The sequence below is a fragment of the Mesorhizobium sp. CAU 1741 genome, assembly GCF_039839275.1.
Classification (GTDB): Bacteria; Pseudomonadota; Alphaproteobacteria; order Rhizobiales; family Rhizobiaceae; genus Aerobium.
In genome coordinates this window covers 46743-68668 of the sequence record NZ_JBDOQP010000005.1, presented here as the reverse complement: position 1 = coordinate 68668, position 21926 = coordinate 46743, and the positions used below count along the sequence as shown (strand labels likewise).

The 21926-nt window shown below is 65.7% G+C and carries 22 protein-coding genes; 11 read left to right on the top strand and 11 right to left on the bottom strand.

The window, feature by feature from the left end; genetic code table 11:
* Positions 1-63: 63 nt before the first annotated feature.
* Both AAFN84_RS19310 and AAFN84_RS19305 read right to left on the bottom strand, forming a co-directional pair.
* Positions 64-888 carry a transporter substrate-binding domain-containing protein gene (locus AAFN84_RS19310; RefSeq protein WP_347516304.1) on the bottom strand — a complete coding sequence of 275 codons (825 nt, stop codon included), beginning with the start codon at positions 886-888 and terminating at the stop codon, positions 64-66.
* 147 nt (positions 889-1035) lie between these two features.
* A complete protein-coding gene (locus tag AAFN84_RS19305; protein ID WP_347516303.1) occupies positions 1036-1959 on the bottom strand; it encodes a LysR family transcriptional regulator in 924 nt (307 codons plus the stop codon).
* 159 nt (positions 1960-2118) lie between these two features.
* Here AAFN84_RS19305 and AAFN84_RS19300 point away from each other — a divergent pair, with 159 nt between their 5' ends.
* From AAFN84_RS19300 to AAFN84_RS19260, 9 genes are all read left to right on the top strand, one after another.
* Positions 2119-3291: an FAD-binding oxidoreductase gene (locus tag AAFN84_RS19300; RefSeq protein ID WP_347516301.1), complete on the top strand. Its 1173-nt coding sequence runs from the start codon at positions 2119-2121 to the stop codon at positions 3289-3291.
* Positions 3288-3506 carry a 2Fe-2S iron-sulfur cluster-binding protein gene (locus AAFN84_RS19295; RefSeq protein WP_347516300.1) on the top strand — a complete coding sequence of 73 codons (219 nt, stop codon included), beginning with the start codon at positions 3288-3290 and terminating at the stop codon, positions 3504-3506. Before AAFN84_RS19300 ends, AAFN84_RS19295 begins: the two co-directional genes overlap by 4 nt.
* Positions 3499-4836 (top strand): (2Fe-2S)-binding protein, encoded by a 1338-nt coding sequence (locus AAFN84_RS19290; RefSeq protein WP_347516299.1) that lies wholly within the window; start codon positions 3499-3501, stop codon positions 4834-4836. Before AAFN84_RS19295 ends, AAFN84_RS19290 begins: the two co-directional genes overlap by 8 nt.
* 7 nt (positions 4837-4843) lie before the next feature.
* Positions 4844-6241 (top strand): aldehyde dehydrogenase family protein, encoded by a 1398-nt coding sequence (locus AAFN84_RS19285; protein ID WP_347516298.1) that lies wholly within the window; start codon positions 4844-4846, stop codon positions 6239-6241.
* Positions 6242-6250: 9 nt separating this feature from the next.
* Entirely contained in the window at positions 6251-6949 is a 699-nt protein-coding gene (locus AAFN84_RS19280; protein ID WP_347516297.1) for a dihydrodipicolinate reductase, read from the top strand.
* Entirely contained in the window at positions 6946-7863 is a 918-nt protein-coding gene (gene dapA / locus AAFN84_RS19275; RefSeq protein WP_347516296.1) for a 4-hydroxy-tetrahydrodipicolinate synthase, read from the top strand. The genes AAFN84_RS19280 and dapA overlap by 4 nt, the downstream gene beginning before the upstream one ends.
* Positions 7864-8021: 158 nt before the next feature.
* Entirely contained in the window at positions 8022-8684 is a 663-nt protein-coding gene (locus tag AAFN84_RS19270) for an amino acid ABC transporter permease (RefSeq protein WP_347516295.1), read from the top strand.
* Position 8685: 1 nt separating this feature from the next.
* Complete coding sequence (locus tag AAFN84_RS19265; RefSeq protein ID WP_347516294.1) at positions 8686-9462, top strand: amino acid ABC transporter ATP-binding protein; 777 nt, start codon at positions 8686-8688, stop codon at positions 9460-9462.
* On the top strand, positions 9462-10556 hold the full coding sequence (locus tag AAFN84_RS19260) for a saccharopine dehydrogenase NADP-binding domain-containing protein (RefSeq protein WP_347516293.1): 1095 nt from the start codon (positions 9462-9464) through the stop codon (positions 10554-10556). Before AAFN84_RS19265 ends, AAFN84_RS19260 begins: the two co-directional genes overlap by 1 nt.
* 156 nt (positions 10557-10712) lie before the next feature.
* Here the strand turns inward: AAFN84_RS19260 and AAFN84_RS19255 are convergent, their stop codons facing one another.
* From AAFN84_RS19255 to AAFN84_RS19220, 8 genes are read right to left on the bottom strand one after another with little or no spacing between them, the layout of a single operon-like run.
* On the bottom strand, positions 10713-11528 hold the full coding sequence (locus AAFN84_RS19255) for an enoyl-CoA hydratase (protein ID WP_347516292.1): 816 nt from the start codon (positions 11526-11528) through the stop codon (positions 10713-10715).
* A gap of 22 nt (positions 11529-11550) precedes the next feature.
* Positions 11551-13050, bottom strand: a complete 1500-nt coding sequence (locus tag AAFN84_RS19250; protein ID WP_347516291.1) for a tripartite tricarboxylate transporter permease — start codon at positions 13048-13050, stop codon at positions 11551-11553.
* Positions 13051-13054: 4 nt separating this feature from the next.
* A complete protein-coding gene (locus AAFN84_RS19245) occupies positions 13055-13516 on the bottom strand; it encodes a tripartite tricarboxylate transporter TctB family protein (protein ID WP_347516290.1) in 462 nt (153 codons plus the stop codon).
* 52 nt (positions 13517-13568) lie between these two features.
* On the bottom strand, positions 13569-14570 hold the full coding sequence (locus AAFN84_RS19240; RefSeq protein ID WP_347516289.1) for a tripartite tricarboxylate transporter substrate binding protein: 1002 nt from the start codon (positions 14568-14570) through the stop codon (positions 13569-13571).
* 30 nt (positions 14571-14600) lie between these two features.
* On the bottom strand, positions 14601-15326 hold the full coding sequence (locus tag AAFN84_RS19235; RefSeq protein ID WP_347516288.1) for a TetR/AcrR family transcriptional regulator: 726 nt from the start codon (positions 15324-15326) through the stop codon (positions 14601-14603).
* Positions 15319-16992 carry an AMP-binding protein gene (locus tag AAFN84_RS19230; RefSeq protein ID WP_347516287.1) on the bottom strand — a complete coding sequence of 558 codons (1674 nt, stop codon included), beginning with the start codon at positions 16990-16992 and terminating at the stop codon, positions 15319-15321. The genes AAFN84_RS19235 and AAFN84_RS19230 overlap by 8 nt, the downstream gene beginning before the upstream one ends.
* Positions 16989-18113: an acyl-CoA dehydrogenase family protein gene (locus AAFN84_RS19225; protein ID WP_347516286.1), complete on the bottom strand. Its 1125-nt coding sequence runs from the start codon at positions 18111-18113 to the stop codon at positions 16989-16991. The genes AAFN84_RS19230 and AAFN84_RS19225 overlap by 4 nt, the downstream gene beginning before the upstream one ends.
* Positions 18110-19306, bottom strand: coding sequence for an acyl-CoA dehydrogenase family protein (locus AAFN84_RS19220; RefSeq protein WP_347516285.1), 1197 nt, complete (start codon positions 19304-19306; stop codon positions 18110-18112). Before AAFN84_RS19220 ends, AAFN84_RS19225 begins: the two co-directional genes overlap by 4 nt.
* Positions 19307-19413: 107 nt before the next feature.
* On the opposite strand from AAFN84_RS19220, the gene AAFN84_RS19215 reads away from it, so the two are divergent.
* Together AAFN84_RS19215 and AAFN84_RS19210 are read left to right on the top strand one after the other, a co-directional pair.
* A complete protein-coding gene (locus AAFN84_RS19215) occupies positions 19414-20187 on the top strand; it encodes an SDR family oxidoreductase (RefSeq protein WP_347516284.1) in 774 nt (257 codons plus the stop codon).
* An 18-nt stretch (positions 20188-20205) separates the two neighbouring features.
* Positions 20206-20967: an SDR family oxidoreductase gene (locus AAFN84_RS19210; RefSeq protein WP_347516283.1), complete on the top strand. Its 762-nt coding sequence runs from the start codon at positions 20206-20208 to the stop codon at positions 20965-20967.
* A gap of 143 nt (positions 20968-21110) precedes the next feature.
* Here AAFN84_RS19210 and AAFN84_RS19205 read toward each other — a convergent pair whose 3' ends face one another.
* Positions 21111-21884 carry an IclR family transcriptional regulator gene (locus tag AAFN84_RS19205; RefSeq protein ID WP_347516282.1) on the bottom strand — a complete coding sequence of 258 codons (774 nt, stop codon included), beginning with the start codon at positions 21882-21884 and terminating at the stop codon, positions 21111-21113.
* Between the last annotated feature and the right edge of the window lie 42 nt (positions 21885-21926).

Sequence of the window (21926 nt, the reverse complement as noted above, 5' to 3'; positions counted from 1 at the left end):
TAGCAATGTAAAAAGGCGGTGCCATGCAGCACCGCCTTTACTCTCCATCCGTGCTTCCAGAACTCAGCCGCCGAAGCCGAAGCCCTGCGGCATGTCTTCGAGCGTCACGCCGAATGGTTCGAGGCTGTCGACGATCCATGTCTGGTTGTTGCCGATGCGGCGGTTGTATTCGGCCCAGCCGGAGACGAAGCTCTTGAACACCTCGTCGGCGCCATAGTTCACGGCCACCACCGAGGGGGTCGAAAGCACCGGCGTCGGCACCATCACCTTGCCGAGGTCGGGCGACCGCTTGGTCATCACCAGCCCGTTGAGCATGGTGTTGACGAGGCCGTCGGCCTTGCCGGTGGTGGCGGCGACGATCGCCTCGTCACGCGTCTTGAAGCGCAGGATGTTGGCCTTCGGCAGATATTGCTGGGTGATGAGGTCCTGCGCGGACCCCATATCGACCGCGAAGGTGTATTTGGGATCGTTCAGCTCGCGCCAGGTCTTGCCTTCCACGTCTTCGCTGGCGCTGACGATGATGAACGAGTTGAAATAGGTCGGGGAGGAGAACGAGACCGCAAGCGCGCGGGCCGGCGTCGCCGTCACCGCGAACGCCATGTCGACCTTGCCACTCTGCACGTCGAGAATGGCGTTGGCCCAGCTCGACTCGACAACTTCCAGCTCGACATCGAGCGTCTTGGCGATGTCCTTCGCCATTTCTATGACAAAGCCGTTCCATTCGTTGGTGCGCGGATCCTTGTTGAAATAAGGCACCTCGTTGAGGATGCCGGGAACACGCAGCACCCCGCGCTCCTTGATCTCGGCGACCGTGTCGGCCTGCGCGACACCTCCCAAGAGACCGAGCGCAACAGCGGCGCCCGCGACGATCTTTTTCCACAATCGCATGTCAAACCTCCAAAAATTCCCCGGTGTTTATTGTCGTTTCGACGAATGGCTATCGGCCGTTCGCAATCAGCCTAGCCATGCGTCGGGGACGGACAATGCTAGAGAGAGGGGCCGACTTATCTCTTTTTTTGTAGGTCGGCGCCGCAACTAGGGAACGTAGCTGCTGTCGCCGGCCGGCGCTTCGAGCTCTGTCCCGACCAGCTCGGATTGGCAAACGTCGTGAAGCCCCCGCACCGCTTCGTTCTTTCGCAGGAAGTCGGCGTGCCCGAAATAGACCCGCACTTCAGGCAGGTTGGACAGCTTGACGCTGGTCAGCCGCGCATCCCTCTCGTCGATGCACCATGAAGGCAGGATTGCGAAGCCCAGCCCCTCCTCCACGCAGCGCATCACCGACGAACTGCCGGAGGTGGCGATAGCCGGCTGCACATCACCGCCGCCGCTGTTGAGGAAGTCGAAAGCAAGGTTTCGCAGGGTCTGGCCCGGCTCGTGGGTGATGAAGGGCCGCCCCGCCGCCCAGGCCGGCACGTCGGCAGGGGCGGGCTTGGCGCCCCATTCGCGCGGATAGACTAGACTGAGACGATAGGTGCCGAGCAGGGTCTGCGGCACCACCGGATCGCCGAAATAGCGCTCGGAGATGCAGACATCGAGACTGCCGTTCTTCACCAGTTCGGCAAGCACGGTGTCGCGCTCGTAGACGGTGATCTCCATGTCCGGATTGTCCTGCCGGAAGCGCTTCAGCACCTTGGGCAGGAGATGGAAGAAGATCGCCTGTGGCATGCCGATGCGCAGCGCGGTGCGCTGGTTCTCGATCAGCTTCGTCAGGCGTTCCAGCATCACGTCGAGTTCGGGATGCAGCAGATTGTAGAGGGCGCGTCCGCGCGGCGTCAGCGAGATGCGCTTGGCGCCCTGTTCGGATTCGATGAGCCGTTCGCGCAGGATCTGTTCAAGCCTGCGCACGTGGTTGGCCGCCGACTGGTAGCTGAGGTTCAATTCGCGCGCAGCGCCCGAAAAGGAACCGTGGGACGCCACTTCGTAGAAGGTCTGGATGAGCGTGAGGCTGATCTTGGCCATGGTGGTGCAAGCGATACCACGGCTGCCGCGCCGGTGCGATCATCACGACGCCACTGCGCCATACAAAAAAAGCGCGTAGCCAAGCCCGCGTTCTTGCATCGACTTGCACGCTGCCCGTTTCGACAATGCCGCCATCGAATTCGCCCAAGGTTTCCTGCGATGGCAGCGACACGAAGACAGAAGGCCGTGATCATCGGCGCCGGCATCGTCGGCGCGGCAAGCGCCTATTTTCTCGCCAAGGCAGGCTTCGAAGTCCGCGTCGTGGAGGCGGCCGCGCCGGCTTCGGCGGCGAGCGGTGCAGCCGACGGGGCGGTCTCCGTCGCCAGCAAGCGGCCCGGCCCTCTGATGGAGGCGGCGATCGAGGGCGTCGAGACCTACAGGCAGCTTCATGCGTCCGGCCTGCTCGAAGGCCTCTTCAGGCAACGAAGCACGTTCATGCTTGCCCAGGACGAGGACGAGGACGAGGTTCTGGCAGCCCATGCGGCGGCATTGGCCGCGAGCGGGGTCGAAATCCGCCAGCATGGGACAAAAGCGCTCCACTCGGTGGTGTCGAACCTGGCATCCGGCGTCCGCTCGGCCGTGGAAGTTCGGGGCGAGGGCCATGCGATCGGCTACGAGATCGTCAACCGGCTGCTGGTGGCCTCCGGGGCGACAGTCATGCGCGGCTGCCACGTTCATGACATCAATCCGGCTGACCGATCGCGGTCCATCGACCTGCTTCATACGACGGCTGGAAAGATCGAGGCAGATGTCGTCGTGCTCGCCGCCGGTGGCGGCAGTGCATCGCTTCTCGGCCTTGAAGGCGTTTTGCGGCCGCGCAAGGGCCAGCTACTCGTTACCGAACGCGCGCCGTCGCTCAATGCGGGCCTGCCCGGCTCGCTGATGTCCTGCCGCTATCTGATGAGCAAGGACTCCACCGAAGCCCGCATGACGCAGACCGGACGCCGCTTCGGGCTTGTCATCGACCCACTGCGGACGGGCCAATTCCTCATCGGTGGGACACGCGAAGAAACCGATGACCGCGGCACGGATGCCGGCGCAGCCCGCTTGCTGCTGCGCGAAGCGGTGGCGCTGGTTCCCCGGCTCGGCGAGCTACGCCTCTTGAGAAGCTTTGCCGGTGTTCGCACGGCGACGGTCGACGGCCGGCCGCTGATCGGGCGCGCGCCCGCCTTCGACAACGTCATCGTCGCCACCGGCTTCGAGGGCGACGGCATCTGCCTCGGACCTTTGACCGGCAGGATCGTCGCCGCCCTCGCCAGCGGCCATGCCGTGCCGATCGACCTCGCTCCGTTCGATCCCGGCCGCTTCGGGGCGCGAAGGCAGGCCGCATGAGCGACACGACCTTCTCATGGAACGGCGATGCCGTGCCGTTTCGCCCCGGCGAGACGCTTGCAGCGGCGCTGCTGCGGGCAAACCACGGCCTCCCGCGCTATTTCTGCGGCATCGGCGCGTGCCAGTCCTGCGTCGTGCGGTGCGACGGCCGGCTCGTCGAGGCATGCATCACCCTTGCCCGGGCCGGTGCCCGCGTGGTCGACGCCGATGAGTGAGCCGGCAACTGACATCGACGTGCTTGTCGTCGGAGCCGGACCGGCCGGCATTGCGGCGGCCGCCGAACTTGACGCGTCCGGCTTGTCCGTCCTGTGGATCGACCAGCGCGACCGCGCCGGCGGAGCCATCCACCGTCAGCCGGCCGAGCCCGAAGCGAAGCCCGCGATGCCGCCTTCGGTGCGTGCCCAGTGGACGCGGCTGGACCGCCGCATCGCAGCGATGACGACACGACTGCACGGCGAGACAAGTTTTGTGGGCCTGGATGGCGACGGTCTGGCGATCCTCGAGGACCGACGCTCGGCGACAACAAGGCTCGTCAGGCCACGGGCCGTGATCTTCGCCGTCGGCGCCGTGGAACGGGTTCTGCCACGTCCGGGTTGGCAACTGCCCGGCGTGTGGACTGCCGGCGGCATGCAGGTGCTGCTCAAGGAGACTGGCAAGCCGCCAGCGGGGCGGATCCTCGTCGCCGGCAACGGACCTCTCAACATCGCGCTTGCAGCCCAGCTTGCCGCGGCAGGCAATCCGCCGGTGGCGCTGCTGGAAGCCGGCGACCCGACAGCGCATCCCCTGCATGGCCTTGCGCTTCTCGCGCGACCGCGGCTTCTGGTCGAAGCGATGCACTATCTGACAAGGCTCGTCCGCGCACGGGTCGCCTGGAGGCGCCGCACCCGCGTGCTCTCGATCGAAAGGATCGACGGCGCGCTGCGCGTGGAATGCGCAGCGGATAACGGCCGGCGAATGAGTTTCGACGCCGACCACGTCGCATTGCATGACGGCATCAGGTCGAATGGATTCGGGTTGCCCGCCGGCGGCGTTGAACCGTTCATCGTCCATGCCGGAGACTGCCGCGAAGCGCTTGGCGCGGTTGCTGCCGAAGCCGACGGAAGCGGTTCCGCGCTGGAGGTTATCAAACAGCTCGGCGGCGGTTCACAGGCCAAAGCCAACCATTCGGCCGTGGCAGGGGAACGCAAGGCGCAGGCAGCGTTGGCACAGCTCTTTCGGCCAGCCGATGGATCGGGGCTCGACCACCTTCCGGACGAGACCGTGCTCTGCCGCTGCGAGGGGCGCACGGTTGGCGAGCTGCGCGCGCTGCTTGACGCGAACCCCGCGATCTCGCCGCGTGAAGTGAAGCTCAACGGCCGCTTTGCGATGGGCGCCTGCCAAGGGCGGTTCTGTGCCGACAATACCGCGGCGATTATTGCACGGGCGCAGGGCCTGCCGGATGCAATTCCCGCCGACGCGCTTGCCGGCCACCGCTGGCCGGTGCGACCCGTCTCCATCGCGTCTCTCCTCGCGGACCACGACCCGAACCCAAGCACTTCAGATTGAGGATGTCATGACCACTGCAGCCATTCGCAGGCAAAACGCCGACGACTCGATCCGGGTCCTTAACCCCTATGACCAGGCGGTCGTCGGTGAGGTCGCGATCGCGGATGCGGCAGAGATTGCCGCCGCCGTCCTGCGCGCCAGGAAGGCTCAGGCCGAATTCCGCCATTCGCAACCCTATGAGCGCCGCGCGCTGCTGGGCGCGCTTGCCTGTCGCATCGCCGCCAACGCCGAGGAACTGGCGCAGCTCATCGCCGGCGAGGTCGGCAAGACGATCGCGGAGGCGCGCAACGAGGTCCGCCGGGCACAGAACACGCTGCGGCTTTCCGGCGACGCCGCGACCTTCCTTGACGGCGAGGTGCTTCATTGCGGCATCGTGTCGGGTGGCGTCGACCGCCACGCCGCCATCACTTATGTGCCGGTAGGCGTCGTCGCCGCGATCACGCCGTTCAACTATCCGCTCAACCTGCTGTGCCACAAGCTCGGCCCCGCGATCGCGGCCGGCAATGCCGTCGTCGCCAAGCCGTCTCCAAAGGCCCCGCTTGCTGCGGCAAGACTGGCCGAGCTCGCGCTGGAGGCCGGCTTTCCGGGCGGCCTGTTCCAGGTGGTCCATGGCGGCGCGGACGCAGCGCTTGCACTGGCGCGCGCGCCCATCGACCTGCTCAGCTTTACTGGCGGGCCGGCGGCAGGGCTGGCGCTGAAGAACGCCAGCGGGCTCGTTCGCTGCCTGATGGAGCTCGGCGGCAACGACCCGCTGTTCGTGATGCCCGACGCCAACCTCGACAAGGCGGTGGCGACGGCGATCGGTCACCGCTTCGAGATAGCGGGCCAGTCCTGCGCGGCGGTCAAGAAGCTCTATCTGCATGAAGCCATCGCAACTCCGTTCATCGAGCGCCTCGTCCCGGCAGTCGAGGCCGTCCGCTACGGCGATCCGCTCGACGAGACAACGACGATGGGGCCGGTCATCGACGAGGCGGCGGCCGAGACCGTTCAAACCCGGATCGAGGCTTCGGTCTCGCGCGGCGCACGGCTTCTTGCCGGCGGCGGCCGCAAGCGCACGCTCGTGGCCCCGACCGTGCTCGCCAATATCGAACCGGACCATCCGGTGGTCGCCGACGAGACCTTCGGCCCCGTCATCTCGATCCGCGCATTTGTGGAACCCGGTGACGCGATCGCGGAAGTCAACGCGACGGCCTTCGGCCTGCAGGCTGGCATCTTCAGCAACGACCATGCGGTCATCCGCCGGTTTTCGCGCGAACTTCAGGTCGGCGGCGTGATGATCAACGAGGGGCCCGACTTCCGCGCCGAGCACGTGCCTTTCGGCGGCATCAAATCCAGCGGGCTGGGCCGCGAGGGAGTGCGCATCGCCCTGCGCGAGATGTCGGAGACAAAAGTGGTGATCGACTGAGCCATGGCGATGCGGATCGGGGTTGTCGGCGCAGCCGGCCAGATGGGCACGAAACTGGTGGAGGCGATCGTGTCTGCGCCGGGTCTCGAACTTGCCGCCTGCATCGTCTCCCCGGGCTCGCGCCATGCCGGGCGCCCGGTCGCCGGCGGCGGGATCGCCTACCGCGCCGGCGACGCTGCGATCAACGCGCGCTGCGACGTGATGATCGACTTCTCGACCCCGCGTTCCACGATGATGTTCCAGGAGCTTTGCGCCGAGAAGCCGATCCCCTTCGTCATCGGCACGACCGGATTGAGCCACCGGGATATGAAGGCTCTCGCCAGGCATGCCCGGCATCGCCCGATGGTCCAGAGCGAAAACTACGCAGCGGGGTCGCTTGCCTTCGAGCAAGCGGCGACACTGATCGCTGGTGCCGCACCAGGTGCACGGGCGCAGCGCTCCGACGTCCGCCGCCTGCGCCGCGACGCGGGCGGGCTGTCCGACATGCGTCCGAGCATGATCGCAAGACCGGCCGACGTCACCGAGTACAGCTTCGACGCCGGGGGCGTGGAAATCACGCTCACCTACCGCGTCAGCACGCTTGCGGCCTATGTGGATGGCGCCCTCGCTGCCGCTCACTGGCTCGTCGATTCAGGCCCGACATCCGGCCTCCACACACTCGCAGACACGATCCGCGACAAATCCAGAACCAGGGACGACAGACCATGACTGCTTCCGCAAACGAACGCTTCAGCGGTGTCTTCACCGCGCTCGTGACACCTTTCAGCAGCGGAGGCGTCGACTTCGAGGCTTTCGACGCGCTGGTAGAACGACAGATCGCCGCCGGAGTGAGCGGCCTCGTGCCGGTGGGCACCACCGGCGAAGCCGCGACGCTGAGCGACGAGGAAGCCGACCAGGTCATTCGCCGCACGGTCAAGGTGGCGGCCGGCCGCGCAATCGTCATCGCCGGCGCCGGCTCGAACAGCACCGCCGTGGCGATCGAGAAAGCGCAGCGCGCCAAGGCGGCCGGCGCGGATGGACTGCTGGTCGTGACACCATATTACAACAAGCCGACGCAGGCGGGATTGGTGGGGCACTACCAGGCAGTATGCGGGGCGACGGACCTGCCGGTGATGCTCTATAGCGTGCCCGGCCGCTGCGGCGTTGAGATTGCTGCCTCGACCTGCGCGCGATTGCGCGAGACATGCCCCAACGTGGTGGCCATCAAGGAAGCCGGAGGCTCGGTCGCACGCGTCACGGAAATCCGCCGGGCCTGCGGTGCGGACTTCCCGATTCACAGCGGCGACGACGGGTTGACCCTGCCGTTCCTTGCCTCAGGCGCGGTCGGCGTCACAAGCGTCGTATCCAATGTCGCGCCTGCCGAGATGGTGGCGATGGTAAGCGCGTGGCAGCGTGGCGACTGGACGAATGCATTGTCGTTGCACGACGAGCTTTCCGAACTGTTCGACGCCCTGTTCATCGAGGCCAATCCCGGGCCGGCAAAGGCCGCGCTGGCGATCGCCGGGCTCGCTTCGCCGGAGCTGCGCGCGCCGATGGCACAGATGGAACCGGACAATCTGGCGCGGCTCTCCGGCGTCCTGTCTCGCTTTCGCGCGAACCCGGTCTTCCAAGAAATCCGATAAGGCTGGGGCCAAGCCTGATATTGTCGCTGGTCGGATCGGGCCCGAAGATGACACCAATGAAGAACCGTGCGGGCCGGCGATGCGCGAGCGACCAAACGTGAGGGAACCAACACCATGCACCTGAGCAAAGAGACAAGCTCACCGGGCGGAGGCACCTGATGTACAGATGGAATTTCGATGTCGTCTGGCAGTACTGGGACCTTTTCATGTGGGGCCTGTGGCTGACGGTCGTCTATACGTTCGGCTCGATCCTGTTCGGCATCGTCATCGGGCTCCTGACCTGCGGCGCGCGGCTTTCGAACTGGAAGGTGCTCAGCGTCATCGCGCGCACCTATCAGGAAATCTTCCGGTGCTCGCCGCTGCTGGTGCAGCTCCTGTGGTTCTACTACGCCTTTCCGCTCCTGGTCGGCATCACCATCGACAACCGCGTCGCGGCGATGCTGACGCTCTCGCTCTATGTCGGCGCCTTCTACGCGGAGATCTTCCGTGGCGGAATCCTGTCGATCGACAAGGGGCAGCGGGAAGCTGCCGCCGCCATCGGCATGAGCACGGCACAGGCCACAAGGCGCATCATCATGCCCCAGGCCGTCAAGCGCATGCTGCCCTCCTTCATCAACCAGTCGGTGATCCAGTTCAAGAACACGTCCCTGGTGTCGGTGATTTCGGTTGCGGATCTTGCCTACATGGCGGCGGTGGTGAACGGACAGACATACCGGCCGCTCGAATCCTATACCGTCATGGCGGCGCTCTACATCATCGTCCTCTTCCCGCTGACGCAGGCCGCGGACTGGTTCGAACGGCGTCTAAGGGTGAGCGACTGACATGAACGACAAGATACCCGACAGCGGCGACGCGGTGGTGGAAGCGATCGGCCTGCGCAAGTCTTTTGGCACGCTGGAAGTGCTCAAGGGCATGGATCTGGCGCTGTCGCGCGGCGAGGTCGTCGCCTTGATCGGCCCGTCCGGATCCGGCAAGTCGACCCTCATCCGCTGCCTCAACATGATGGAAATGCCGAGCGCGGGCAGCATCCGCTTCCGCGGCCGCGAGATCGGTCGCAAGTTCCGGGACTCCGGCGACAAGATCGGTATCGGCACGCTGCGCAGGAACGTCGGCATGGTGTTCCAGCACTTCAACCTGTTCCCGCACAAGACGGTGCTGCAGAACGTGACGGAGGGCCCGATCGTCGTCTGCAAGACACCGAAGGCCGAGGCCGAGGAACTGGCGAAGGGGCTGCTGGCGCAGGTCGGGCTGCAGGACAAGCACGACGCCTACCCGAACCACCTCTCGGGCGGCCAGAAACAGCGCGTGGCGATCGCGCGCGCGCTCGCAATGCAACCCGAGGTCCTGCTGCTCGACGAAGTGACGAGTGCGCTCGATCCCGAGCTCGTGGGCGAGGTTCTCACAGTCATTCGACGCCTCGCCGACGACGGCATGACGATGGCCATCGTCACGCATGAGATGGCATTCGCCGCCGACGTATCGGACCGCGTGATGTTCCTCGACCAGGGCGTGATCGCAGCAGCAGGTTCGGCGGAGGAGATCATCCGGCAACCGACGAACGAACGGCTCGCGAACTTCGTCTCGCGGTTCAACCACTGATGGCCGGAGCCGCTCTCACCGTCGCCATCGTCGGAGCCGGCAATGTCGGCCTTGCGCTGGCGCGGATGCTCGTTGCCAGCGGCGACTACGCGGTCCGCGCCGCCGACTGCACGGAAGAAGCCGTGGCGCGAGCGGCGGGTCATGGGATCGATGCGCGGCTGGTCGACGCCAGCAGCAGCACCCGGCTCGGCGCCTTTCTCGAAGATGCGGATTTCGCGGTCGCGGCGGTTCCGGATCGTATCGTGCCGCGTGTCGCGATGGCTGCGCGGGGGGCCGGCTGCCATTATATCGACTTCTCGATTCCCGACAGCCTGGTCGCTTCCTTGGCCGAGGCCCCCGGCCGGCCGGTCTTCCTGCCGGGATGCGGGGTGTCGCCCGGCTTGGCCGACGGCCTCGTCGCCAGCCTTGCGGCGGAGTTCGAGGAACCGGTCGATGTCGAACTGGCGGTCGGCGCCATCCCCACGCGGCGAACCAACCGCCTGGGCTATTCGCTGATCTGGAACCTCGACGGTCTGTTCGCCGAATATACCTCGCCCTGCGAAGCGATATCGGACTTCGCGCTCACGGAGCTGCCGCCCCTGTCGAAGCTGACGGCGATGACAATCGATGGCACCGACTACGAAGCATTCTGCACGGCGGGCATGATGGGCTCGATGCGGCCGCTTGCCGGCGGCAATGTGCGCAGTCTCATCTGCCGTACCATTCGATATCCCGGGCATCTCGACTACATGCTGCTGCTGCTGGATGATTTGAGGCTGCGCCAGCGTCGCGATCTGCTTCACACGGTGCTCAAGAGCGGCCTGCGCGAGACCGGGTCGGATATGGTGCTTCTGCACGCGTCGGCGCGTGCGGCCGCCGGGCCAGACCGCCAACGGCAGTGCACGGTAAGGATCGATGCGTCGCCCGACTATGGAAACGCACTGGCCGTGGGCAGCGCGGCGCATGCCGCCTCTCTCCTCGACCAGATCAGGACCGCGCAAGTCCGCGACAGCGCATGGCGGCCGAATATATTCGCCGACGTGCTCGACAGCCGGTTTGCCAAGGGCATCATTCAAATCGAACGTGCCGTCCTGGAGCCGGCATTGAAGCCGTGACGTCTGGCGGGCCCGAACCCCGGTGAAGCGCCAGCCGCCGCGCCGAAAGAGCCCGGCAGCGTGGCGCGGGGATGCGGGAAACGGCCAACTTCCCCCAGGCGGCAACGCTTGATGGCTCAGCCGAGCAAGCCGGCCTTTCTCTAGCCGGCGTTGCGGTCAGGAAGAGCCGTCTTTGGCCAGCATTGCCTTGCCGCGCGTGATGGCCTTGTCCATGCCTCCCTCGCTGATCGCCTTGAACTCGTTGGTGACATGGGAGAGCTGATGGGTGTCGAAATGCGCGTTGAGCGCATTGCCCATTCCCTGCATGTCGGCGGTCCGGTTGAGCGAACGCTTGATCAGCTTGAGCGCGAAGGGTGGGGTTTTGGAGATGCGTTCGGCGAGCTTCAGGGTCTCCGCCTCCAGATCCGCGCGCGGCACGACATGGGAGGCCATGCCGATCCGGTAGGCTTCCTCGGCGCTGATGCGCTCGCCTGTATAGAGGAACTCCTTGGCACGGCGCAGGCCCATTACCCACGGATGAATGAGCACTTCCACCGCCGCCGCGCCCAGCGTCGAGGAGACCGGATCGGCGAAAAACGCGTCATCCGATGCCACCATCAGGTCGCACATGTTGGCGACCATGAAGGCGCCGGCGATGCAACCACCCTGTACCTGGGCGATCGTCGGCTTCGGGAAGTGCCAGAGGCGAAGGCAATAATTGTAGTAGCATTCTTCCTCGAACGACCAGCGCTGTTCCACGCCGAACCCGCTGCGGAGCTGGCGCCATTCCTTGAGATCGTGGCCGGCCGAGAAGTGATCGCCGGTGCCGCCGATGATGACGACACGGACATCGTCGTCGGCTGCGGCACGGACGAGCGCGGCATCGAGCTCCCGCAGCAAGGCCTCGCTTTCGGCGTTGCGGGATTCCGGCCGGTCGTGGCTCAGGCGAAGCACGGCACCGAAGCGCTCTTCGAGGATCGCGGGTCTGCTCATCAGGTGGTCTCCATTATGCGTATCATTCCTCGACGAGGATTTCCTCGCGACGGTGTCTGAGATAGGGGCTTGCCATTGCTACGAGGGCGATCGCCGCCAGAGCGAGAATCCCCGCGCTGATCGGACGTTCGATGAACACCATCGGGTCGCCGCGCGACAGCAGCAGCGTGCGCCGCAGGTTCTCCTCCATCATCGGGCCGAGGACCGCGCCAAGCAGCAGCGGCGCGGGCTCGCATTCGAGCTTGAAGAAGGCATAGCCCAGCAATCCGAACAGGCACATCAGGTAGATGTCGATGCCGTTGTTGTTGAGCGTGAAGACGCCCACGCAGCAGAAGACCACGATTGCCGGATAAAGCAGGTGGTACGGGATCGTCACCAGCCGTGCCCAAACGCCGACCAGCGGCAGGTTAAGGACGAGAAGGATGGCGTTGCCGATCCACATCGAGGCGATGATGCCCCAGAACAGGGATGGCTGGTCGCGGATGACGCCCGGGCCGGGCTGGATGCCATGCAGGATCATCGCCCCGGCCATGAGCGCCATGATGGCGTTGGAGGGTATGCCGAGCGTCAGCATCGGGATGAACGACGTCTGCGCGCCGGCATTGTTGGCCGCTTCGGGGGCGGCCACCCCTTCGACCATGCCGGTCCCGAACTTTTCCGGCGTTCTGGAAATCTTCTTCTCCAGGGAATAGGAGGCGAAGGAGGACAGGAGCGCGCCGCCGCCGGGCAGGATGCCGAGCACCGAGCCAAGGGCGGTCCCGCGCAGGATCGGCCCGACCACCCTGCGCATCTCGGCGCGCGAAGGAATGATCGAGGTGAGGAGCCCGGTGGTCCGCTCCTCGGGCGGCAGGGAAAGGTTCTTGATGATCTCGCCGAGGCCGAAGAGACCCATGGCCATGATGACGAGATTGACACCGTCGGCGAGTTCGAGCAGCCCGAAGGTGAACCGCATCTGGCCGGAATTGATGTCGGTGCCGACGATGCCGATCAGCAGGCCGACCAGGATCATGCACAGCGCCTTCAGCAGGGACCCGCTGGCAAGGATCACGGACGCCATCAGGCCCAGCACCATCAGCGAAAAATACTCGGCAGGACCGAACCGCAACGCAAGATCGCTCATCGGCTGGGCGAAGGCGGCGATGATCAGCGTCGCGATCGTGCCGGCGACGAAAGACCCGATGGCCGCCACTGCAAGCGCGACACCGGCCTTGCCGGCCTGTGCCATGCGGTAGCCGTCGAGCGCGGTCACCACGGAGGTCGCCTCGCCGGGGAGATTGACGAGGATCGCGGTGGTCGAGCCACCATATTGCGCGCCATAGTAGATCCCGGCGAGCATGATCAGCGCCGTCGTGGGTTCGAGCGCAAAGGTTGCCGGAAGCAGCATGGCTATCGTCGCGGCGGGGCCGATGCCGGGCAGCACACCAATCAGCGTGCCGAGAAGGCAGCCGACGAAGCAGTATCCGATATTCTGAAGGGTCAGCGCGACCGACAGGCCGAGCGCGAGATTCGATACGAGATCCATGCGGTCAGTTCCCGCTCAGCCAGCTTCCGACGAGCGGAAGCGGCTGGCCCAGATAATGGACGAAGACGATGGCCGAGCCGGCAGCGAGCACCACGGCCACGGCGAGCGTATGAGCTGGCCTGGACTGTGCGCTGCCGAGCGAAGCGATGACCACCACCGAGATCACGGCTGCCACCAGCCCCGCGGGGCGCAGCAGGAAGCCGAAGCTCGCTGCTGCCAGCAACACGAAGAAGACCGGCCTCAGCGAGACCCCCGACATGAGCCTGACCGAACCGCGCAGCGACGCCAGCACCTGCACGGCGCCCAGCAACGACAGGATGCATCCTATCGCCGCCGGGAAGTAGCCGGGCCCCATCTGACGGGCGGTCCCGATCGTGTAGCCCTGGGACAGGTATACCGCGGCGATCCCGATCGACAGGAACAACGCGCCGGCCCAGAAATCAGCGGCTTTCTTGATCTTCAGCATGACACCACCCGTCAGATGCACCATCAGGTCCGCAGCTTTCGCCGCAGCGCGATCACTCCGGCTTGATCGCGCCTGACTCCATCAACCCCTTGAGTGTCGCCTGGCCGTCCTTGATCGCCTGGAGAAAGGTCGGTGGATCGAGGAGCACGCGTTCGAAGCCGGCATTGAGGATCACGTCGCGCGACTCGTCGTCGCCGATAGCGACCCGCAGGTCGGCATCGATCTTCTCGATGATCGCCTGTGGCGTCCCCTTCGGAACCAGCATGCCGTACCAGGACTTCACGGCAATGTCGTAGCCCTGTTCGACGAAGGTAGGCACGTCGGGCAATTGCGGAACGCGCTCCTTGGAGGCGACCCCGAGCATGACGGCCTTGCCCTCCTTCGCCAGCGTTCCCATGCCGAGCGGACCGTCCATCATCACGTCGACGGTGCCCGCCAGCATGGCTTGAGAGGAAGGGGCCGAGCCGGCAAACGGCACGGTCAGCAGGTCGATGCCCGCCATGCCCTTGAGCAGCTCCATGTTCAGGTGCGGCGGGCTGCCATAGCCCGACATCGCGAAATTCAGCTCGCCCGGCTTCTCTTTCGCCATATCGACGAAGCCCTTGATGTCACTGACGCCGAGGTCCGCCCGCGCGGTGAAGACCATCGCCTGGTCGGCGATCATCGTGATGGCGTCGAAGTCCTCCAGCGTCCGGTAGGTCACCTGGTCGGGATTGAGCAGTTCGAAGCCGACAAATGTCGTGCTGCCGCCGAAGGCGATGGTATAGCCGTCAGGTTCGGCGCGCGATACCGCGGCCGCGGCGATGGTGCCGGATGCGCCGGTGCGGTTCTCCACGACGACCGGCTGACCCCAAAGTTCCGACAGTCTCTGCCCGACGATACGCGCAAGGGCATCGCTTGGGCCGCCCGCGGCATAGCCGACCATGAGCGTCACCGGGCGGTCGGGGAAATTGGCGGCTTCGTCCTGGGCCGCGCCGATGGTCGGGAATGCCGCAGCAAGGACGGCGGCGGCAAGTCCCGCGCCCCGGAGCAGTTTCTCAAGTCTCGTAATCATTGTTTCCTCCACTTGTTGTTGACGTTGCGGTTAGTCCTCCCGCGCCGCGCCATCCAGGGCGACACGATCGTCTCCTGCCTGCCGATCGCCAACGACGTCGGACGACGGCCTGAGTCCGTGCACGATGAGTTTTGACAGCGTCTCGTAGACAGCCGGCGCCGGCTGCTTCACCGTCCAGCCGTCAAGGCAATAGGCATGGATCAGAGCGCGGCGAAGTCCCATCAGGAGCACCGCCACGGCCTCCAGTTCGTCCTCGCGGAAGCCGGCGAGCTGACCCGCCTTGAGGCTCCGGCGCAACGAGCGGACGTAGCGCTCGCGCAGGTTCTGCATGAAGGTGCGATAGGCGTCGGGCGCGAACAGTTCCGCCTCCGTCATCACCCGGTGCATGTAGGGGTGCGTCTCGGAGAAGGCGATGTTGGCTTCCAGGCCGCGCTGCTCGAGTTCGGCGATGTCGTGGCTGTCCCGGACGTTCTCGGCGATCGCCGACAGCAGATCCTCGCCGAGGGTCGCAAGCACCTGGTCGAAAGCGTCCTGGCGAGACGAGAAATAGAGATAGAACGCGCCGTGAGCGATCTCCGCGCGCTGCGTGATGGCGTCGATGGTCGCCTTGCCGAACCCCTGTTCGCCAATCACCTCGGCGGTGGCCTGGAGAAGCTTGCGCCGCGTCGCCTCCGTCTTCGCCACCTGCTCGGCCGATTTGCGCCTGCGCTTCCGCGGCTTTTGCGCGCTCTGGTTGCCGTCCACGGCTCTACTCATCTGAAATCTCCTTCCGGCTCCGGTCTGCAAGCTGCTTTCGCAGGATGTCCTTGCGTACCTTGCCGGCAGGGGTTTTCGGAAGCGCGTCGACGCATTCAAGATGTTCGGGATGCTTCTGACGCGCGAGACCCGCGGTTGCCATCCATGCCGTGATGTCGGCGAGGGTGATTGCACGCCCACCCTGGGGCACGATGAAGGCGCACACGGTTTCGCCGAGGCGGTCATGAGGCCTGCCGACCACGGCCACCTCCCGCACCAGCGGATGGGAAGCAAGCGCGTCCTCGACCTCCTTGGGCGACAGGTTCTCGCCGCCGCGGATGATCAGGTCCTTCTTGCGATCGGTGATGACGATGTCGCCCCGCTCGGTCAGGTGGCCGATGTCGCCGGTGCGGAAATACCCCCGGTCGTCGAAGGCTGCGACATTCAGCGCCGCATCGGTATAGCCGACGAACAGGCTTGGCCCCCGCGCCACGATCTCCCCGTCCTGGCCCGCAGGCAGGTCGCCGCCCTCTTCGCCCACGATGCGCACGTCGTAGTCCAGCGGATGGCCGTCGGTCGTCGCCGCCCGCTCGCGATCTTCCGCCAAGGCGTGCCCCTGGCCGACATTGGGAGCCTCCGTGCTGCCGTAGATGCGGTAGGCGGTGGCATGGTCGAAGGTGTCGAAAGCCCGGCGTATCAGGTCGGGCGAGACCGCCGCGCCGCCGCAGCCGAACCGCCGCAGGCTGGGCAGTCCGCTGCCGGCCCGGCGCGCCGCATCGACCGTGTCCTGCAGGAAGGGAGCCGCGCCGGTGGTCAGGTCGATGGCGTGCCGGTCGATGAGTTCCACGGCTTCGTCCGGGTTCCAGCGCTCCATCAGCACGACCTGCGTGCCGGCCACGAAGGGCGATTCCAGGCCCCACATGAAACCTGTGACATGGCTTACGGGCGTGGCGATGAGGATGCGCGGCCCTGGCGGCAAATGCCAGTTGCCGATGCTGACCTGCATCACCCTTCCGAGCGTCTCGTGTGTGTGAAGCACGCCCTTGGCCGGGCCCGTGGTGCCCGACGTATACATGACGAGCTTGATGGCATCGGGTGCGGCGGGCGTGGGCTGGAACGGAAGATGCCTTCCCTCCTGCTCCAGCGCATCGAGCGACACGTCGCCATCCGAGCGGACGCCGACGACCAATTCGAGGGCGGGAAGGTCGGCCCGGATCGCCGCCAGCACCTGCGTGAAGTCGATGCTGCGGAACCGGCCCGGAACGAAGATCGCGCGCGACCCGCAATCCGCCAATATCTGGCGCAGTTCGGCTTCGCGGTAGATCGGGACGATCGGGTTGACCGTCAGCCCCAGGAACGCCGCCGCCATGTTGATCGAGATCGCTTCGACCCAGTTTGGCAACACATAGGTGACGACGTCGCCGCGGCGCAGCCCGCGCATTGACAGCGCCGCCGCGATCGCCTTGCCGGCGCCCACGGCCTCCGCCACCGTGACGCGCCTGTCGCCGGCGATGGCGATCACCCGCGCCGGATCAGTCGCCATCAGGTCGACGGCGTCGTCATACAAGGTGCGGTTGCGCCATATGCCCTGGGCGCGCATCGCGGCGATCGTGGCTTCATCGCGCGGTATGGTCCAGCCGAGGCCCCGCTCCCGGAAGGCACCTTCGGGATGGCGCCGCGCGCTCATGAGCGCTGTATCCGGACTGCCGAGCCATCGGTCGCATCATCGCCATATCGCTGCTGGCATATGCCGGCGAAAACGCGGAGGTGGTGCGCCGAATTGCCGAAAGACGCCTCGAGCATCATCAGTCGCTTGTAGTAACGGCTGATGATGAGCTCGTCCGTCACGCCGACGCCACCATGGAGCTGGATGCCCTGCGCGGACACGAAACGGCTGGTACGCCCTGTCGTGATCTTGCAGGCATGGACAGCGGTCGCGCGATCCGCGTCCTTGTGATCGCACGCGGCCTCGGCGGCCTCGACCACCGCGCGGGTTTCCTCAAGGGCGATCAGCATGTCGACGAACCGGTGCTGCAGCACCTGGAACTGCGACAGCGTACGCCCGAAGGCGCGGCGGGTTCTCAGGTATTCGCGCGTTTTTTCGGTAATCTCTTCCATGGCACCGAGAGCTTCGGCACACACGGCGACGTTGGCCCGTTCGAGCGCTTCCTCGACCCTGCCGGCCGCGTCTCCGTCGCCGAGGATCTTCGCCGTCGCGCCACGAAGCGTCAGCCGCCCGATCCGGGTGCCATCGACCGCCTGCTCGACCGAGACCTCGAGCCCCGGAGCGTGACGGTCCACCAGGCAGACCCGTGTCAGGCCCGCCGCATCGCGTGCGGTCACCAGAAAGGCATCGGCGTGCTCGGCATCGAGGACGAAGTGCTTGCGGCCGTTGAGAACCGGGCCCGAGCCTCTCTCTGCCACGGCTGTGCGCGACGCGCTGCCCGAATATCCGGCATCCGGTTCGTAGTGCGCGAGGGAGATCCGCCGCTTGCCCGCCGCGAAGGCCGACAATCCCTCTTTACCGCGCCGGCCTTCGAGGCTCGCGACCAGCCATGCAGAGATCACCACCGTCGACAGGTATGGCGCGGGCGACAGAGCGGCGCCGATCGACCGCATCACCATGCCGAGGTCAGCCATGCCGCCGCCGACGCCGTCGGCCCATTCGGGTATGCCGAGCGCAAGCACGCCACCTTCGGCGAGTTCCGCCCATATGCCGTCGACATTTGCGCCGGCGTCGGACGTGGAAAATACACGGCCCACGGTGGCGGCGAACATGGTGCGCGTTTCGATGTCGAGCGGAGTCATAGCCCGATCGCCTTTGCAACGATGTTCTTCTGGATTTCGCTGGTGCCGCCATAGATGGTCGCCGCGCGGCCCGAAAGGTGGCCTCGCAGGAGACCGGTCATCATCAGCGCATCGTCGCGCGACAGCCCGTCACCGTGCAGGCGGCTGGTGTCATAAGGCAGGCCCAGACGCGCCATCAGGTCGACTTGTGCCTGCGCGATGGCGAGCATGACTTCGGTGCATCTCAGCTTGAGGATGGACGCGCCGATGGTGCGTTGCACGTCATCGACCCCGGCGTCGACGAGTTGGCGTGCGACCAGTGCCTCGAGTGTATGCGCATCGACCTCCAGGGCCGCGTAGTCACGCCAGAAGTACGGGTCGGACGAGATCGGCTGCTGCCCTTCGTCGACCTTGCCCGCCAGCTCACGGAGCTGGCGCAACATCAGCTTGATGCGCCCGACGACGTAGATCATCGAGATCCGCTCGTTGTCGAGGAGGAACTTGGCATAGGTCCAGCCCTTGCCTTCCTCGCCGACACGGTTCTCGACCGGCACGACGACATCGTCGAGGAAAACCTCGTTGGTCTCGTGCACCATATCCATCGTGGTGATCGGCCGGACCGAAACACCGGGGCTCTTCATGTCGATGAGCAGGAAGGTGATGCCCTGCTGCGGACGCTCCTCCACCGAGGTGCGTACCAGGCAGAACATCATGTCGGCCCAGTGGGCGGTGGTCGTCCAGATCTTCTGTCCGGTGACGCGATAGGAGTCGCCGTCGCGCACCGCCCTGGTCTTCAGGTTCGCAAGATCGGATCCCGCATTCGGCTCGGAATAGCCCTGGCACCACCAGGTGTCGGAATTCCTGATTCCCGGCAGGTACCGGTCGCACTGGTCCTTGGTGCCGAACGTGTAGAGAACCGGTCCGACATAGCTCAGGCCGAAAGGCGACAGACGGGGAGCGCCCGCGGCGGTGGCCTCGTCGAGAAACGCGAACCTGCGACGCACGTCCCATCCCTGGCCGCCCTGCTCGCGAGGCCAGTGCCCCAGGAACCAGCCGCGCTGATGAAGGATCTTCTGCCAGCGGACCTGATCCTCCTTTTCGAGGACGATGCCGAGTTCGACCTTGTTGCGGATGTCCTGGGGGAGCTTTTCCGCGCAGAACGCCCTCACTTCCCTGCGGAAGCTGCCGAGATCCTCGTCCTCCCAATGCCTCATGCGCCGCGTCGCCCTTCTTCTGACTGTCCAGTCATAAAATCTCTTGCATAATGGTGACTGGTCAGTCAAATCTTTTTTGAAGACGACCAGGGAGGAGGCGTACGGCGATGGATCTGTCGGGAAAAACGTACATGGTGCTGGGTGCCGGGCAGGGAATCGGCCTGGCTACCGTCGAGTTATTGGCTCAGGCAGGCGCATCCGTGTGCTGTGTGGACCGCGACCGCAGGCGTGCCGCCGCGGCTGCGGCGTCGGTGGGTGGCGAGCCCGTAGAAGCCGAACTTGGGGACGAAGAGCAGCTTGCCGGTGCCTTCCGCCACGCCTTCGCATGGAAGGATCGCCTCGACGGCGTCATCGACATCGTCGGCGCGTCGAACGGGGGCTGGATCGACCAGCAGTCGCAAGAGGCGGTCGCCGGCGAACTGGCCCTGAACCTCACGCACAAGTTCTCGGTCGTCAGGCAATCGGCAGCGCATCTGAGCAACGGCGGTTCGATCACCTTCGTCGGATCGGTCGCCGGCGTGATGAGCCTGCCACGCCAGACGGCATACGGTGCCGCGAAAGCTGCGCTCCATCATCTCGTCGCCGGCGCCGCGGCCGAGCTCGGTCATCGCGGCATTCGCGTCAACGCGGTGGCGCCCGGCTTCGTGCGCACGCCCCGGATGCTGGATCGCTTCAGCACCGCGCAGTGGCAGGAGGTCGCGGCGGAAACACCCCTACAGAGAGCCGGGGAGGTTTCGGAGATCGCGCAGGTCCTGGTGTTCCTTGCCTCGCCGCTTGCGAGTTTCGTGACGGGCCAGACGATCGTCGCCGATGGCGGCCTGACGCTGCCGCTCAAGGTGATGCGCGCCGGTTCGGACGGACAGATTCGCGGCGTGCGATAGAGAAAGGACTGTAAGCCAATGAGCTTGAAGGGCATCGCGGGCAAGACCGCCATCGTGACGGGCGGCGGGGCCGGCATCGGAGAAGCACTCGTCGCAAGGCTGCTGGCGGAGGGTGCGCGCGTGCTGGCGGTGGATCGGGACAGCGACCGCCTCGCTGCGCTTTCACAGGCCGATGAGACCGGCGCCTGTGCAACCGTCGCCGCCGACGTCGCCACGGAAGATGGCTGGTCGAAGATCATGCGGGCGGCTGAAGACCGGTTCGGCGGAGCAGACCTGCTCGCCAACAATGCCGGGATTCTCGGCGCCACGGCGGCGCTTGAGGAACTGTCGATGGAGAACTGGGACCAGGTGATGGCCGTCAACGCGCGCGGCGTGGTGCTTGGCATGCGCGCCATGGCGCGGCACCTGATCGACGCCGGCAGGCCGGGCGCCATCGTCAACACCGCATCCATCGGCGCGATGCGTGCAAACCCGAAGCGCCTCGCCTATGCCGCCTCGAAGGCGGCAGTGATCGCAATCACCCAGGGCGCCAGTCACGACCTCGGCGCACACGGAATCCGCATCAACGCGGTCGCTCCGGGGGCGACCGAGACGCCAATGTCCGTGCAGGTCGACGCGGCGCGCATGCTTGGCGGAAGCAGGCCGGACATCCAGAAGAGGCCGATCACGCGCAAGGCGAACCCTGGCGAGATCGCCAATGTGATCGCGTGGCTGATGAGCGATGAGGCGAGCTATGTCACAGGCGCGATTTACACGGTCGACGGCGGCATGACGGCATAGGGCAGCTATTCGGCGAGCGGGGCGGCCCTGATCTCTCATCGGCGGGTGCCGCGAGCGTCGGCGATCGACGCTGTCTGAACGTCTACCGGTTCTGGACGGGCCATGGGTCGAGGCGCTGGCCGCGCTGCTACAGCTCCCGGTTCTCAACCCCTGCGAAGCGACAGCTTGGCGGAAATCTCGGCGGCGCCGTCAACGGCCTGCCGGATGAACATCCCCCTTGTCTCTTCTGTGAAGCGCACGGAGGCGCCGGCGATCGAAAGCGCGGCGATGACCTCGTCATGGCTGTCGCGGATCGGCGCGGCGACCGCGAACGCACCGTCGATCATGTCGTCGAGGGCAATATTGTAGCCCTGCGCCCGGATACGGGCGAGGAGAAGGCGCAGCTTCTCCGGTTCGGTCACTGTCTTTGGGGTAAGCTGCTCGAGGGGTGTTGCCAGCAACTGGTCCAGCACCGCGTCTCCGCTGTGGGCCAGGACGACGAGTGATCCACCACCGGCATACAGCGGCCCGTGCCCGATATGCGAATAGATCCGCATCGAATGATGGCCCTGCTTGTTGGCGATGTTGAGCGAACGGGTGCCCTCGCGAATGACGAGATTGACCGTCTCCGACGTCTGGTCGCGCACCTTCTCCATGACCGGCCGCGCCGCGTAGACGAGGCTGCCGTGGTGGCCCATGCGTTCGCCCAGTACGCCGACCCGATAGCCCAGAGAGAAGGTCGACGTGTTCGGGTCGCGCGTGACGAAGCCGCGCGCCTCCAGCGTGTGGAGGAGCCGGAAAACCAGCGACTTGGTCATGCCGAGCGTTTTCGACAGATCCGTCACTCCTTGTTCCGAGCGTTCCCCCAGAGCCTCCAGAACCGTCATCGCACGGTCCACCGCGGCAATCGTATAGTCCTTGCCGTCGCTGTCGTTCATGGAAAAACCTTCATTTGTGCTCGCAGCCGATGCATGTGCGGT